This window comes from Pseudoalteromonas sp. Ld20, from assembly GCF_045064175.1.
Taxonomy (GTDB): Bacteria; Pseudomonadota; Gammaproteobacteria; order Enterobacterales; family Alteromonadaceae; genus Pseudoalteromonas; species Pseudoalteromonas neustonica.
This window is the reverse complement of the sequence record NZ_JBISHB010000025.1, coordinates 1-15,031: the sequence shown is the minus strand read 5'-3', so window position 1 is coordinate 15,031 and position 15,031 is coordinate 1. Positions and strand designations below refer to the sequence as shown.

At 38.5% G+C, this 15,031-nt stretch carries 11 protein-coding genes; 7 read left to right on the top strand and 4 right to left on the bottom strand.

Translation table 11 applies throughout. From position 1 onward, the window contains the following. Positions 1–361: 361 nt before the first annotated feature. Both ACJJVX_RS01950 and ACJJVX_RS01945 read left to right on the top strand, forming a co-directional pair. The gene (locus tag ACJJVX_RS01950) at positions 362–1,441 is read left to right on the top strand and encodes a hypothetical protein (RefSeq protein WP_082355720.1); all 1,080 of its coding nucleotides are present in this window, start codon (positions 362–364) and stop codon (positions 1,439–1,441) included. A 10-nt stretch (positions 1,442–1,451) separates the two neighbouring features. After that, positions 1,452–1,868 carry a phosphate ABC transporter substrate-binding protein gene (locus tag ACJJVX_RS01945; protein WP_197279081.1) on the top strand — a complete coding sequence of 139 codons (417 nt, stop codon included), beginning with the start codon at positions 1,452–1,454 and terminating at the stop codon, positions 1,866–1,868. 481 nt (positions 1,869–2,349) lie between these two features. On the opposite strand, the gene ACJJVX_RS01940 is transcribed toward ACJJVX_RS01945, so the two are convergent. The 3 genes from ACJJVX_RS01940 to ACJJVX_RS01930 all read right to left on the bottom strand — a co-directional run bounded on the left by ACJJVX_RS01940 (position 2,350) and on the right by ACJJVX_RS01930 (position 6,158). Further along, complete coding sequence (locus tag ACJJVX_RS01940; protein WP_405629821.1) at positions 2,350–3,732, bottom strand: Na+/H+ antiporter NhaC family protein; 1,383 nt, start codon at positions 3,730–3,732, stop codon at positions 2,350–2,352. Between the two features lie 342 nt (positions 3,733–4,074). After that, on the bottom strand, positions 4,075–5,160 hold the full coding sequence (locus tag ACJJVX_RS01935; RefSeq protein WP_054205969.1) for a methyl-accepting chemotaxis protein: 1,086 nt from the start codon (positions 5,158–5,160) through the stop codon (positions 4,075–4,077). A gap of 89 nt (positions 5,161–5,249) precedes the next feature. Beyond that, a complete protein-coding gene (locus tag ACJJVX_RS01930) occupies positions 5,250–6,158 on the bottom strand; it encodes an AraC family transcriptional regulator (RefSeq protein WP_342884009.1) in 909 nt (302 codons plus the stop codon). 174 nt (positions 6,159–6,332) lie between these two features. Here ACJJVX_RS01930 and ACJJVX_RS01925 point away from each other — a divergent pair, with 174 nt between their 5' ends. The 3 genes from ACJJVX_RS01925 (at position 6,333) to ACJJVX_RS01915 (ending at position 8,645) form a co-directional block, all read left to right on the top strand. Beyond that, on the top strand, positions 6,333–7,853 hold the full coding sequence (locus ACJJVX_RS01925) for an aldehyde dehydrogenase family protein (RefSeq protein ID WP_054205971.1): 1,521 nt from the start codon (positions 6,333–6,335) through the stop codon (positions 7,851–7,853). A gap of 156 nt (positions 7,854–8,009) precedes the next feature. Further along, a complete protein-coding gene (locus ACJJVX_RS01920) occupies positions 8,010–8,384 on the top strand; it encodes a VOC family protein (protein WP_405629818.1) in 375 nt (124 codons plus the stop codon). A 63-nt stretch (positions 8,385–8,447) separates the two neighbouring features. Beyond that, positions 8,448–8,645, top strand: a complete 198-nt coding sequence (locus ACJJVX_RS01915) for a CPXCG motif-containing cysteine-rich protein (protein ID WP_054205973.1) — start codon at positions 8,448–8,450, stop codon at positions 8,643–8,645. Positions 8,646–8,913: 268 nt separating this feature from the next. On the opposite strand, the gene ACJJVX_RS01910 is transcribed toward ACJJVX_RS01915, so the two are convergent. Next, entirely contained in the window at positions 8,914–10,929 is a 2,016-nt protein-coding gene (locus tag ACJJVX_RS01910) for a winged helix-turn-helix domain-containing protein (protein ID WP_054205974.1), read from the bottom strand. Between the two features lie 136 nt (positions 10,930–11,065). Here ACJJVX_RS01910 and ACJJVX_RS01905 point away from each other — a divergent pair, with 136 nt between their 5' ends. Together ACJJVX_RS01905 and ACJJVX_RS01900 are read left to right on the top strand one after the other, a co-directional pair. Next, on the top strand, positions 11,066–12,886 hold the full coding sequence (locus tag ACJJVX_RS01905) for an alpha/beta hydrolase (protein WP_405629815.1): 1,821 nt from the start codon (positions 11,066–11,068) through the stop codon (positions 12,884–12,886). 1,345 nt (positions 12,887–14,231) lie between these two features. After that, a complete protein-coding gene (locus ACJJVX_RS01900; protein WP_405629812.1) occupies positions 14,232–14,513 on the top strand; it encodes a hypothetical protein in 282 nt (93 codons plus the stop codon). The last annotated feature ends 518 nt before the right edge of the window (positions 14,514–15,031 follow it).

Sequence of the window (15,031 nt, the reverse complement as noted above, 5' to 3'; positions counted from 1 at the left end):
AAATTACTTAGTGAGTGTATTAATTATATGGATGCAATTATCTGCTTTTTCAGCCCTTACATACAAGTAATAGTCTTGGCTTAGTTAAAATAAATCTCGTAGTGGTTGCACTTTGAGTAATTGATAGCGGGTATTCATATTTGTAGATGCCCCCCATTTTTATCAAAAATAGAAATTAAGATTGTTTTACTGTGCACTTATAAAGCATTTTGCTCGTTATATTGATGTTATTTATGATGGAAAAAATAATATTTAATGCTTAATTTAAAAATAATTTATTATAAATAATGAGCAAAATTTTCACGGTAAGCTAGTTTTATTACTGCATATTGCAAAATACTAATATCATAAGGTAACGCAAATGATGAAAAAGCTGTATTGGTTATTAACTGTGAATTGCATTTTATTTACAGGTGCTTCTTATGGCGAGATTAACTTCTCAGGATTTACCAGCATCAATGCCGGTAAGGTTTTATCTGGAAGTGGAGTCCCGCAATACGATATACCCCCTACCTTTTTAGCTGACTATCCGATTGTTTCAGCTTACTCAGAAGATATTTCATTTAAGCCTGAAAGCTTATTCGGCCTACAAATTAATGCTGATTTAGCCGAAGGTTTATCCATGACAGGTCAAATTGTTGCCCGAGGGGCTAATGATTTTGATGCAACAATCGAGTGGGCATACATATCTTATGAAATAAATGAACATTGGACGATCCAAGCAGGTAAAAAGCGTTTGCCGCTGTTTTATTATTCAGATTTTTATGACGTAGGTTATGCCTATGTGTGGATGCGTCCACCTGCAGATAATTACACATGGCAAATATTTAACTATAACGGTGTTAACGCACTCTATAGTGGTGAGATTGGTGATTGGTCTGTCATGGGTAATCTTTATTACGGTGAAGAAGACGATAAGGAAAATAAACTGCTCAGTGAGTTTTTTTTCAAAGAGCCTACGCGTGAAATTTGGCGTGACATGCTTGGTGGAGTACTGCAGTTAAACAAAGATTGGTTTGAAGTTCGCTTAACTCATATGACATACAAAAATGAGCGCTACCGTAAAGGTGAGCAAGTATTATTTGATGGTGAAACTAGCCGAACAGGTAAATTCTATGGTGTTGCGGTTAATTTAGATTTTGATAATTTATTTATACTAACAGAGCTAAATCGGTTGGATTTAAATGGCAACCTTGATACCTCAATGATTACCTTAGGCTACCGCTTTGATACCATCACTCCTTATGTTACCTATTCTCAATTTGAAGAAGATGCCGAGGATGGTGAACAACATGATACAACGTCGGTTGGCGTACGCTGGGATTTTCATTCCTCTGCGGCTTTTAAAGTCCAATTTGACAAAGTGAATGATGAATCCTTTGATTTGGCCGTTGCAGGTGATAGTGAGTCGATCACATTTGGCATTGATTTGGTATTTTAAGGAATAAGTTATGATATTGTTTAAAAAAGTATTCTTATCGCTTTTATTGCTTAGTTGTTACTCAGTAAATGCCGAGGTTGTTATTATTGTTCACCCATCAAATAGTAGTAGTTTTGATCAATCTGAAATTTCAAAGCTTTTTTTAGGGAAAGCGAAATCATTTTCCGATGGGAATCAAGCTGTGCCATTAAATCAAGATGAAAGCTCTGCAGCGCGTAAAGAGTTTGATAGTAATGTACTATCTAAATCGGGCAGCCAATTAAAAGCTTATTGGTCAAAATTGATTTTTACGGGTAAAGGGTCACCACCAAAAGAAGTAGGAAATGATGCAGATGTTATTGACTTAGTCAGTAAAAACCCGAGTATGATCGGCTATGTTGGGGCGGCCTCATTAACTGATTCAGTAAAATCAGTTGGAAAATTTTAAACGTTTATTTTGAGTGTATGTAAAATCGATTACATTAGGGGCTGTTGACCTTTCAGGATTAAAATTTGTTCAATCTAGGGGCGATTTAATCGCGGCGCGAGGTTTGGAATCGATGGGCTAAGTAAAAATCGAGCAAAGCTTCCGCGTCCTGCTAACGCCCCTTACCTACATCCGTGTAGGTAACAAAGAGTTAATCGCCCCTAGGAAGAACCCTTTGGGCAGCGCATGTTCAACCTCAAAAGATAAACAGGCCCTAAACCTGTAATCGATTTTTTATTAGCAGATACTTACCTGAACTCGGGTTAAGTATCTACTAACGTATTGATTTAATAATATAAAAATTCACTCAACTCTCCAATCGGAGATTTTCAGGGATAACAAGGCGAATTTACGCGTCGAATGCCTATTTCAAGTAAATTCAACGTAGTTAGCGTTGAAAATAGCCACTGGAGATAGATTTATTATCCCGAGTTTTGGTTACTTAGGCTATCACTAAAAACCCGATAAAAGCACACGCTGCTGCGATGAACGTATAGGGTAATTGTGTAACCGCATGGCTAATTAAGTTACAGCCTGAGCCTTGTGCCGCAAGGACTGTTGAGTCTGAGTAAAAACAGGCTTGGCTACCAAATGATGATGCTGATAGCAGCGCACCAATTACCAGCGGAATATTCGCGTCAACCGCGACAGCTAACGGCATTACAATCGGAATAGTGACCGCAAAAATACCCCAGCTTGAGCCAGTAGCAAACGCCAGTACTGCCATCGCTAAAAACACCACCGCAGGTAAATAGCCTGCGGTCATAAATGGGCTGAGTGAGTCAATAACAAACTGCGGTAGCAATAGTTTATCGCACACGTCTTTAAAAATAAACGCGGCAATTACAGTGGCAATTGCTGGGATCATGCTTTTAAAACCATCAAGCATTTTTTCGATCATTTCAGCAAAGGGCATTAATTTTTGCAGCATATAAATAGGGATTGTCACTGCAAATGTAGCTAATAGCCCTTTGTATACGTCAATATCGAAATACACAGTAAAGGCAACGAGCAAAAAAATAGGCAGTAAAAAGTTGTACAGTTTGCCGTGGTTATCTGCGCTTTCAAAGCTTTCTTCTACTGCTTTAACTGCGTATTCGTCAGCAGTTTGTACTTCGTTATATTGTGCCGGGTCTACTTGTGCCTGCTCTTGCATGGCTAATTGCTGTGCTTTTTTCATCGGCCCAAATAATGGAATAACACCCAGCACGACTAAGGGCACTAGCAATACCGCAAACCAGGCATACAGCATGTAAGGAATGGCTTGCATATACACAGCAATCCCTTGGCCTTCACTAGCAATATTGTTATCAACCAACAAGCCACCAAAAAAGACCGCCCAGGTAGATAAAGGTACGAGTACACAAATTGGCGCAGCGGTAGAGTCAACCACATAAGCGAGCATTTCACGGCTGATTTTAAATTTATCGGTAATGCGTTTCATGGTTTCACCCACGGTAAGTGCATTGAGGTAATCGTCGATAAAAATCACGATACCGAGGATAAAAGTCATCATTAATGATGAACGCGGGCCTTTACAAAAACGCAGTGCAAAGCTGCCAAATGCGGCTGCGCCACCAGTACGCACCAATAATGCGATTAACGCACCAAAGCCACCACACACTAAAATAAGCCAGCCAATGGTTTCATCGACCATCACTTTTAAAGACGCAGCCGCAAAATTACTTAACATAGCAACAGGATCAAGCATGGCAAGGCCAACTAAGGAACCCATAAGTAGAGATAAAATAGGACGGCGTAAAATGATCGCCAATATCACCACCACAATGGGCGGCACAAGACTTAGCGCAGAAGGTTCAAGCATTTAAGTATTCACAAAATAAAAAGTACTTGAGTGATTGGCCCAAGTGACTTAACAAAAACAAAGAATGTTAGCTCAAAGGCTTATATTCCAAGTCACTGCTTTTGCACGCAAATGTCACTTATAAATACAGTGAAGTGCGTTGGCTTATCGCCAGACGGTGCAGAGGGTGCACCGCTATTGTTGTGCCGATAAAAACATCAGCGAGAAAATAAGCTTGAATAAGGTTTTAGTCAACTAAAAAATATTATAGTTATGCCGTACTTTTAAATATTTAACGCTCATGCGTACATATTTAGTTTTATTCGATCGCAGGTTAAATGCGTAATTTATAGAGCAACAGAGTTAATGGTTATCAAGCTCATCAAGCAAATTCATCACGCGCTCACTAGCAGCTTCCATTTTATTTATATGTTTGATTGCTTTACTTCTTTCACCGTTATGTATTAGTACTAACGCTTCAACACCATTACGGTGTACCTCGCGGTGTGGCTCTTCAAGTTGTTTAAAAGCATTAAGTTTTTTGAAGTTCTGAGCTTGTTCAGAGTTATACCATTTCCCTAAGCGGCACATTGTGTGATCTGTAAAGTCGTCGATTGATTTTTTACTAGTACCGTTTGCAACAGCATAAACATCGCCTTTCCAAACTATATGGTCTAGCTTAACGGTTTGAATAAATGAGCGCGTTGCAGCACTCGTAATAGTATCTTTCATTTTGGTGCAGTGACTGATAATTGCACTGTAATCGTTATTTAAAGAATCGAAATTGGTAGAAAGCTGGGCATTATTTTGTTGAATATCTGAAACTGACTCTACGGTTTCACCTGTTTTGGCAATAATTTCTTTCACCAGTTCAGACACTTCCTGTGCAGATTGATTTGTATTAGTGGCAAGTGTTCTAACTTCATCAGCAACCACACTAAAGCCTCTACCAGCTTCACCTGCACGTGCAGCTTCAATTGCTGCATTTAAAGCTAGTAGATTTGTTTGATCCGAAATTTTCGAAATGGTAACTACAAACGTATTTATGCTATCAGCCATACTTGAAAGGCCTGAAATGTTTTCGGTCATACTCCCCATTTTTTTTGCCATAATTTCCATTTCGTGAACAATATGCTTAAGTGAAACATTTGAGTTATCAAGTAGTTCATTGATTTGGTAGCTAACTTTACTTTCTTCATCAATGGTTAAATACGACTCTAAAACGGTTTGACGAACTCCTTCAATTTGAGTGATACAATCAATAGAGCTTGTAAGTAAGCTTTCTTGAAATACTTGTATGTCGTTTTTTCTTTGATCATTAAGCTGTGTTTGTAAATGCTGCTTTTCATCAAAGAGGGTTTTGTTTTTCGCTTTTAATGTTTCGATCTCCTTTACTAGCGCATCATTTTGATTTTTTATTGATAAATACGTTTTACTCGAGACGAACATGCAGCTTTCCTGTCTTTTTTATTAAAAGAGAATTTAAAGTTAACTAATCTGGATTCTAAACGGCTTTGCTGAATTAGGCAAAAATGTTGTTATTTATTTAATAGCAAATTCTTTGGTGAAACGCCAAAATATTGCTTAAATAAACGGCTAAAATGACTGGGGTTCGTAAAACCAATATCATAGCAAACTTTGCTTATTTGTTGCCCTGATAGCAGAAGTTGACGCGCTTTTTTTAATCTAAGTTGTTGTTGATATGCAGCAGGGCTTTGCCCAAAGGCCAGTTTGAATTGTTGATAAAACTTACTACGGCTCATGCACGCTATTTTACAGATCGTATCAATATCGAGTGTTTGATTAAGATGCTCTTTCATAAAATACAGTGCATCAGTTAATGGACATGGAGCAGCATGTTGGCAATTAGCGAGTAATAAATCACGGCTTTGTTGCTGTAGCAGGCGGGTGATTAATTCATTGACGGATAAATCAATTAAGTAATGACGATCTTGCTCGTTTTCACTGAATAGACCAATCATACGCTCCAGTAATTGTTGAGTTTGTTGATTGTGCTGTGCGTGCACTAGGTTAGGTATGTACTGAAAAAAGTCATCATTGCTTATTTGTTGTTGCATATTTAGTGCATCAGCCACTTGGCTAATTTTATCGCAGCTTATTTCAATAGCTAAACAAGTCGTGGGCTGCTGCATTGATGCCTGTGGAAAATCAATTAATACACCTTGCTCGGGGGCGAGTACAAATGATTGTTGAGGTAAAAATTCTTTATGGTAGTCACTATCAGCAACATGCATCACTTTTTTACCACTAATCATCCCGCAAAACAGTAGTTCACTTGAGTGTAGGGCAACTTTCTGTGCATCTTGGTAGGTATCGTAAATACTGAGTTCGGCATTTTCTGCTGCAAAGGTGACTTTATTTTCAATAAGCACATCAACTGCTTGGCGTTTTCTCGTGAGGTTGCTCGTTGGTAGTGATGCAGTCATTTTATCTCCTTTAAACAATGGACGCACAGACATGTTTTTTGGACAGCTAATCAAGTTTTTAAGCTTCTTATAGGCTAATGTCAACAGGTGGCGGATAAATAAACAACAACTACTCGCTGGACGTTAATTAACCCAGGTTAAGTCAAACTCAACAATTTGAACAGGAATCACACAATGATTTATGCAAACCCCGGTGCTGATGGCGCACTCATTAATTTTAAACCTCAATACGGTAACTACATTGGCGGACAATGGGTTGAGCCTGTAAACGGCCAATACTTTGATAATATAAGCCCTGTAAATGGTAAAGTGTTTTGCCAAATTCCACGCTCAGATAAAGCCGATATTGAATTGGCTCTTGATAAAGCACACGCAGCAAAAGCGTCGTGGGGAACAACCTCAGTGACTATACGCAGCAACATACTATTAAAAATAGCTGATCGGATAGAGCAAAACCTTGAGTTACTGGCCGTGGCCGAAACATGGGATAACGGCAAAGCGATTCGTGAAACACTCGCAGCAGATATTCCATTAGCAGCTGATCACTTTCGTTATTTTGCAGGCTGTATTCGCGCGCAAGAAGGCAGTATTGGTGAGATTGACGAGACCACAGTCGCTTATCACTTTCATGAACCTCTAGGTGTGGTTGGGCAAATTATTCCGTGGAACTTCCCTATTTTAATGGCTGCGTGGAAGTTAGCGCCAGCGCTTGCGGCGGGTAACTGTGTGATTTTAAAGCCGGCAGAGCAAACACCGGCTTCAATTTTAGTGTTAATGGAACTTATCGGCGATTTACTACCTGCAGGCGTTCTAAACGTTGTTAACGGCTTTGGTAAAGAAGCCGGCGAAGCACTGGCGACGAGCACCCGTATAGCTAAAATTGCCTTTACGGGCTCAACTCCAGTTGGCTCGCATATCTTAAAATGCGCAGCTGATAATATCATTCCATCATCTGTTGAACTTGGTGGTAAATCACCGAACATATTTTTTAATGACGTAATGGAAAAAGATGATTCATTCTTAAGTAAAGCAATAGAAGGCGCGGTACTTGCGTACTTCAACCAAGGCGAAGTGTGTACTTGCCCATCGCGTTTGTTTATTCAAGAAGATATTTACGAGCAATTTATTGAACGTATTTTAGCGCGTACTTTGCAAATCAAACGGGGTAATCCACTTGATAGCGAAACCATGGTGGGTGCACAAGCTTCAAAAGCACAGTTTGATAAAATCCTTAGCTATATCGAAATTGGTAAAAAAGAAGGCGCAGAAGTACTCACCGGTGGCAATATTGAGCAATTAAGTGACGAGTTAAACGGTGGCTACTATATTCAGCCAACCTTGCTTAAAGGCACTAACGATATGCGGGTATTTCAAGAAGAAATTTTTGGCCCAGTTATTTCAATGTCGACCTTTAAAGATGAAGCTGAAGCGCTGGAGTTAGCCAATAGCTCAGAGTTTGGTTTAGGCGCAGGGGTGTGGAGCCGCAACATGAACCGTGCCTATCACTTTGGCCGTAAGATAGAGGCAGGGCGCGTATGGACTAACTGTTATCACATGTACCCAGCTCACGCTGCTTTTGGCGGCTATAAAAAGTCAGGCATCGGCCGCGAAACCCACAAACTCGCGCTTGATCATTACCAACAAACTAAAAACTTGTTAGTAAGTTACAGCGAAGATCCGCTTGGCTTTTTTTAAAAAGAGCATAAGAACAACTAATTAAGTAAAGCGCGGCTCTTAGCTGCGCTTTTTGCTATATTAAAGTACTTAAGGTTAAATACTCATTAAAGGTTCAAAAGTGATTTTGGAATGAGTTAATTGCACCGAAGTTGTGCCGCTTACTAAGGAGATGGAATGAAAATTTTAACGAATATATGCTCAGATAATTTACCAGAAAGTAAAAACTTCTATGTAGAATTACTTGGTTTTATTGTTAAATATGAGAGTGATTGGTATGTACAACTTTGCTCGCCAGACGATCATTCAATTGAATATGGTATTATTCAAAAGGATCACTCCTTAGTGCCAAAAAAGTTCCAACAGTCGCCAACGGGTATGTACGTTACTTTTGTTGTGGCAGATGTTGATAGCACTTATGAAAAAGCGCTGAGTATGAAGATACCTATTTTGCAAGCGCCTCATAATGAATTTTACGGGCAGCGTCGCTTTTTAATTGAAGATCCTAATGGTTGTCTAATTGATATTTGCTCGCCATGGGAGATTCTATAAAAGTGTAACCTTTACGCCTATACGAAAGTAAACGAGCGTATTAATCTACGTTGGAGCGATAATATGAATCAACTAACTGAACAAACAATAGCATGCCCATATTGTGGCGAGAGTATTGATGTGCTGCTCGACCCAACAGATGTTGATCAGCAATATATTGAAGATTGTCAGGTTTGTTGTAAGCCCATTAACTTTTTGGTTTTTGAAAATATGGATGAAGACTTAAGTGTGACAGTGTCTAGTGAGGACGAAAACTATTAAAAGATTAGGCACCCGATAATAAATAAAAAAAACACAGCTAAATATACTGAGTGGTGCCAGTTTTCGTTGCGATTTTTGCGGTAAGCGTTGCGCATTTTCCATTTATCTTCATGGGTAAAAGTGTGAAAGCAGCGTTCACAATATTTAGCACTGAATTCTTCCCAATAACCACATTGCGTACAGGCATATCTCTTTTTAAATTTGGTCCAAGGTTACTATTGCGCTTAAATATTTTTTATCTCAGCCTTTGATAATTTAAACAATGGATTTAAAACGCATACTGGTAAATATCTCCTTGGAGTGCCTTCAACCGAACCCAATAAATATACTGTTGATCAGGCGATATTGTATATTGATGGATAAAATCATTCGTTTTTGGCAACAGCAATTGTTCAATGTGTGTGTCAATATTATATGCCCATACACCGGTTTCTTGTCTGTAGAAATACAGCTGGTTATTGATAATTTGCCAATTTAACCAATTAATACGATTAAAGTCTTTAATTATCAGCTCTTCATTTGGATGGTCTAATTTTTTTCGCCATAAGCCATCGACCGTAAATTTAGAGTAATACAGGTATTCACCAATTATTCTGCCACTGTAACCACCATTTACGGTAAGTTGCGTGTGTTGGCCACTACTTCTTTGGTAGTGCCATAGTTGCCAATTACCAGAAGAGTTGCCACTGTAAATAACATTATTATTCGCATCGTAATTGGCAACATAGCTATTTTTTGATTCAGTGAAAACGTGCTGATACGTGTTTTCATCAATATTTAATTCATATATATCACCATGCTTGCTAAACAGCACACGCTTACCATCATCTGAAAGCTCATAGCGAACAAACTGTAATTCAAACGGTAAATCAACATTAATTAGTTGGGCGTTGTCACCTTTTATTCTCCACCAATGATGGCTTTTATAGCGTGTTGATAAAATAAGTTGTGTGTCAGCTTTCATTCGAGGTAATAATTCTGTTCGAGCGCTTTGTTGCCATGTAATGTGTGTTTTTTGTTTAATATTATACTTTGCAATGTCACTTACAGCGTTGAGATTACTGATCAATAGAGAAGGGCCATTATCACTTTGCAAAAGAGCCAATGAGTTAATTTTAAAGTCTAATTTTTTAAGTAATGAGTAGTGGCTGTTAGCGGTTTTTAGAGTGTACAGGCTTGCACTATCAGCAATAATTAAATCGTTATTATTAGGGTGCCATAGCAGGTTATTTATTCGCAAATCAACAGTGTGCTCTGTTAAGACATGATCATCGTTGATGATAATAATATGAGATTGGTTATCATTTATATAACGAAGAACGGCAAGCTGATTGGTATGACGGTTGTAATTAAAATTAAAATCACCTTTGGTGTTATTTTTGCTGGTGGGGTTGGTTATTTGTTTTAACCTGCCTGTATTTACGTTATAGCTAAATACCTGATACGGATGCGATTTACTAAAGCGCTTAGTAAAGTAAAAGGTGTTATTTTCTCCCCATACTAATGATGTTGGTATTTCATCACAGGTAAATAAAGGCTGCTGCTTTTGTGTTGCGACATAATAAATAGCAATCGAACACTGTTTATCAATGTTCGTTGCATAAACAAGTTGCGTTCCTTTGGCGTTAATGGTGGCGAGTGAATCTGTTAATACTCTCTTTTTTGAATGTGTTTTTGTATCATATAAATACACTGCTTGGTTATTATTTTCATCTAGGTGATGAAATAGAATGTGTTGGCCAGAATCCGTTGTAGATAGTTTATACTCCGATCCGTTGAGTGCAATTAATGGGGCGCTAATAAGTGATAGCGTGTTTGAATGAGTAAAACTATCTGGTTTAATAAAATAACTAATAAGCGCCACTAAAAAGAGTAAAATGAAGGTAATAACGCAGCTTACTTTTATGAAAAACCATGTGCTTTTTTTATTTTCAGTAGCGGTAATTTCATTTAATACGGGCTCAATAGGGTCTTTGCTCAAACCTTCAAGACAAGCAATGAGCCGGTAACCTTGAGTTGGTACTGTTTCAATAATGTTTTCATCGGTTAATGCAGCAAAATGCCCACGTAATAAAGACACGGTTCTGTTTATTGCGCCTTCACCTACAACACGGTTGTTCCACACTTTTTCTATGAGTTGATCACGACTGACAATCTGCCCATTAGCCGCCAATAAAGCTGTTAAAAAGTTAAATACTTTAGGTTCAAGATTGCGACTTTGAGTGCCCTTTACCAATGTTCGCTGGTTTGCATCAAACATTACACTTGCAATGTGTACCGTCATACTAATCTCTATCATATTGAAATAACTTTATATTTTAAAACATAACACAAACATAACAAAAACATAAGCTCGAACTATGTGAGCTGATGTAAATACATGATTTGCTAAGCTTCCATGTTTAATAAGAGTAAAAAAAATGCGTAGTTATCTATATTGTTTATTAAAAATAGTCGCTATAACATGGCTATTATCAGGTTGTAATGGCACCGACAATAAATCGGCTTCTCCTGTATCTAAGCCACCAGAGAGCGATGTAAATAAAACAAATTTAAATGGGCGAAGTTATTACCTTTCACTGCCAGCTAAAAACTTTGACTCAAAAAAAGCCTATAAATTACTATTGGCTTTTCATGGCTCCGGACAAGGGGCACAAAGCATGCGTAGTATGTCGGCTCTTGAATCTGCATCAGACAATTATATTGTTGTTTATCCGCAATCAAAGGTTGAAGAATGGAATGAAGGGTGTGATTGCAATAAGCCACACCGGCTCGGAATTGATGATTTAGGTTTTGTAGATGAGGTTGTTGCAGATGTTAAAACAAAATACAACATCATAGATGATGAACTTTATGCTGTTGGATTTTCTCAAGGGGGGCTTTTTGCACAAAATTTAATGTGTAATAGTGACTTACAGTTTAACGCGATAGCGTCGGTTGCATCGCCAATGTCGGTGCAATTATCACAAAGCTGCTACATTGAAAATAATACACACTATATGATGGTGCATGGTAAAAATGACAAAACATTGCCCTATTATGGCCTAACTCATTCAAATTTTGGGCTTATAGCCAGTGAATATGCAATAGAACTTATTGCTAAAGAAAACGATATAGAGTCGCCAGTCGAAGTTGAAAAAACCAATGTAACGACCAAATATGTATATAAAAATGACACACACATTAATCAGTTAGTGGCTATTGAAGGCGGAGGGCATAGTTGGGGCTTTACTGGCTTTAATACCACTGAGGAAGTGATCAGTTTTTTTGATTCAGTCAGCTTAAATAAGCTAGATATTCACTCAAGTTTATACCGTGTTGGCTCGCAGCCAAGTAAAGATGTGCATGTACGCAGTATGGGCCTAGAGCATAGCGGCCCTGCCATTATTTTACTCTCAGGGTTTAATAAAAACTTTCATAGTGACAGTGCGTGGTTTTCATTGTTGCAGCCGTTAATTGCAAAAACGCATCGCGTACACGTTATTGAGCGCTTTGGTAATGGGTTTAGCAGTAATGTAGATCAACCATCATATGCATCGTTTGTGTCTGCATTAGATAAAACCCTTAATATCCTCAACGAAGATGAGCTAATAGTGGTGAGCTTTGCAAGCGCAAATATTTTGGCTCATTTGTGGCAAGTGTCTCCAGATTCACACGCGTCAGCCAATCTTAAAGGCATGCTCTGGATTGACCCTGATATTTTATTACCTCATTCAATCAGTCTATATCAAGACTGGCCAGTATCGTGGTACAGAGAAGTTGGGGGCGATCTTATTGAACATATACAGCAGGGTAATTGGACCGAAAGAACATTGGGTAAGTTAGCCGCTGAACGCGAAGAAATGAATGCACTTATTCCTATCAATTATCAAAATGATATGAATTGGCCGTATTTTGATCTCATTAGTCAAGGCAGAGCACAAATTGATAAACAAGTAACCCGGGCAAAAGAAATCATGAATTACCATGATGACTTAGCCAGCGTGCTCAACAGTGATATAGCCACCTCAGTGCCTATTACAGTCATAGATACTGACTTTGAGTCGCATGATATTGCAAACGCAGAGCCCGAGTATGTTGATGGCCTCATTAAATGGCAGCAAGAAGGAACACAATGGAGTCACTTGATCAGTGAGCAATCAGGCGGTCAATATGTGCCATTGAACAACAGCGATCATATGGCTGTATTTCAGCACCCGGATGAAATTATAAAAGCGATAATTAATCTACATAATCAATAATGTAGCAAAAATTAGCTTTTAATTACCCTAGCCAGATGGCTAGGGTTTATGCTTGCTAATGGGTTTAAAAGTTATCACATACTTTTTTACTGCAAAAAAGCAGAGAATATAATTGAGGTAAAAATAGGGTTGTAAGATTGTTTTTTTTTCTAAATTAATGTGGTTGACTTGTTACTAAAATGTGGTTTTATTGTGTTTTCCATACAAAGGGATAATTGTAGATGTTAAATAAAAGTAATAACATCCGCCTGTCATTTTTCCCGAATTCATTATGCAAGTGCACCACTGACCATAACCCACCAATAAATATGACATTCTGAAATATTTGCTAATGTAGTAAGTGCGACCAAACTCATTATCGAGGGAATTCAGAATGTCTTACGAACTCATTCGAGGTATTATTCACAGTCGAACGCTGTTCATCACTATCACAACACGGTGATCTATGTGAATTTAAGTTCATTTGTAGTATCTCCTCTGGTTAAGATGTTCAGGCCTTCACCGTGTCCCCTCTATTACGATGGGCGTTTGGCTACTCGGCAACTGCTCCTGCGTTGCTCTACCTTCTGCATCCATGCAGTCGTATGCCATCTGCTGACTTCTGATAGATCACTCTAGCGATTACTCGATAAAGCGCGTCTAAACTAACGCTTGTTTACTGCTATTTCGCTCGCTGTAGGTCGCAGCAACCAAAGCGCCAAGGGTTGAACAACCAGTCCCTAACTGGTAATTTCCAAGCGTTAGCGCGGATGCGTGTTTATCAGATCTCCCCCCCCTTTTTACCAATAAAGAGCAGGTGCATCGGCTTTCTCTGCACAACTGGATCATTTACGGTGGCCGTTAGATCACATGACTTCGCTATCTTGTGCTAGCTCGTCTTCAGCCTACGCCTCATATGATGTTTTTGTTCATCAGCTCACACTTATTTTTATAAAGAATGCTAGCGGCTTCCTCCAGACTATCTCTCACGATTTAGCCCTTGCCATTTGCGAGTGTCTATCGTTTAATAACAGTATGTTATTTAAACGGTGATCTTCCTACAGAGGACTTTCACCTCATAAGTCAATGCCCATGCCGGGCGTACAAGGTATTTAAACGGAACAAAAACAGTGGGTTACGTTTCGCTTCGCTACACATTTTAACCCACTATTTTTGTCCGCTTAATGCGGCGTTGTGGCTGTAGAATTACTCTTTTTTAAGAAAAACAGCCTGTTTTATGGGTTCCAAATGCATTACCTAATGCTTTAAAAACGCTTAGAGTTAATCACAGGAGCTCGTTTTTTAATTGAATTTGGCTGTTAGAGTTATTCTACAGCCTCGTTATATGCCTTTTGGAGTTTAGTGAATGAAGTCAGTCTGGGTTTTCAACAAAAATAATGCCGATTTTTCTGGTGGTGTTTTTAGTGAGCTCGATTTAGCTGAAAATTGGATTAAAGAAAACTCATTAACTGGGATTCTCACTAAATATCCACTTGATCAAGGTGTTTTTGATTGGGCAGTTGAGAACGATATGCACAGTATAAAACCTGAAAAATTGGCTTTAAAAAGTAAACAGCCTAACTTTATTGGCGGTTTTACAACTGCGCGTCAGGAACACTATCATTACGAAAATGGTATTTGTGTATAAGGCATATAACAAGCTGTTCAAGCGGGACAAATAACAGTTGGCTGTTTCGCTCCGCTCACATTATAGCCAACTACAATTTGCCCCTTAACAGGGCGTTGTGGCTGTAGAATTACTCTTTTTTAAGAAAAACAGCCTGTTTTATGGGTTCCAAATGCATTATCTAATGCTTTAAAAACGCTTAGAGTTAATTACAGGAGCTCGTTTTTTAATTGAATTTGGCTGTTAGAGTTATTCTACAGCCTCGTTGTGGCTGTAGAATTACTCTTTTTTAAGAAAAACAGCCTGTTTTATGGGTTCCAAATGCATTACCTAATGCTTTAAAAGCGCTTAGAGTTAATTACAGGAGCTCGTTTTTTAATTGAATTTGGCTGTTAGAGTTATTCTACAGCCTCGTTGTGGCTGTAGAATTACTCTTTTTAGGAACTGATTCTACACATTTGACTTGATTGCTTTTTAACCTTGAATCCACTGGGTTACTGTGATCTAATAGATATTATTCACCCACGGTAAACCGTTAT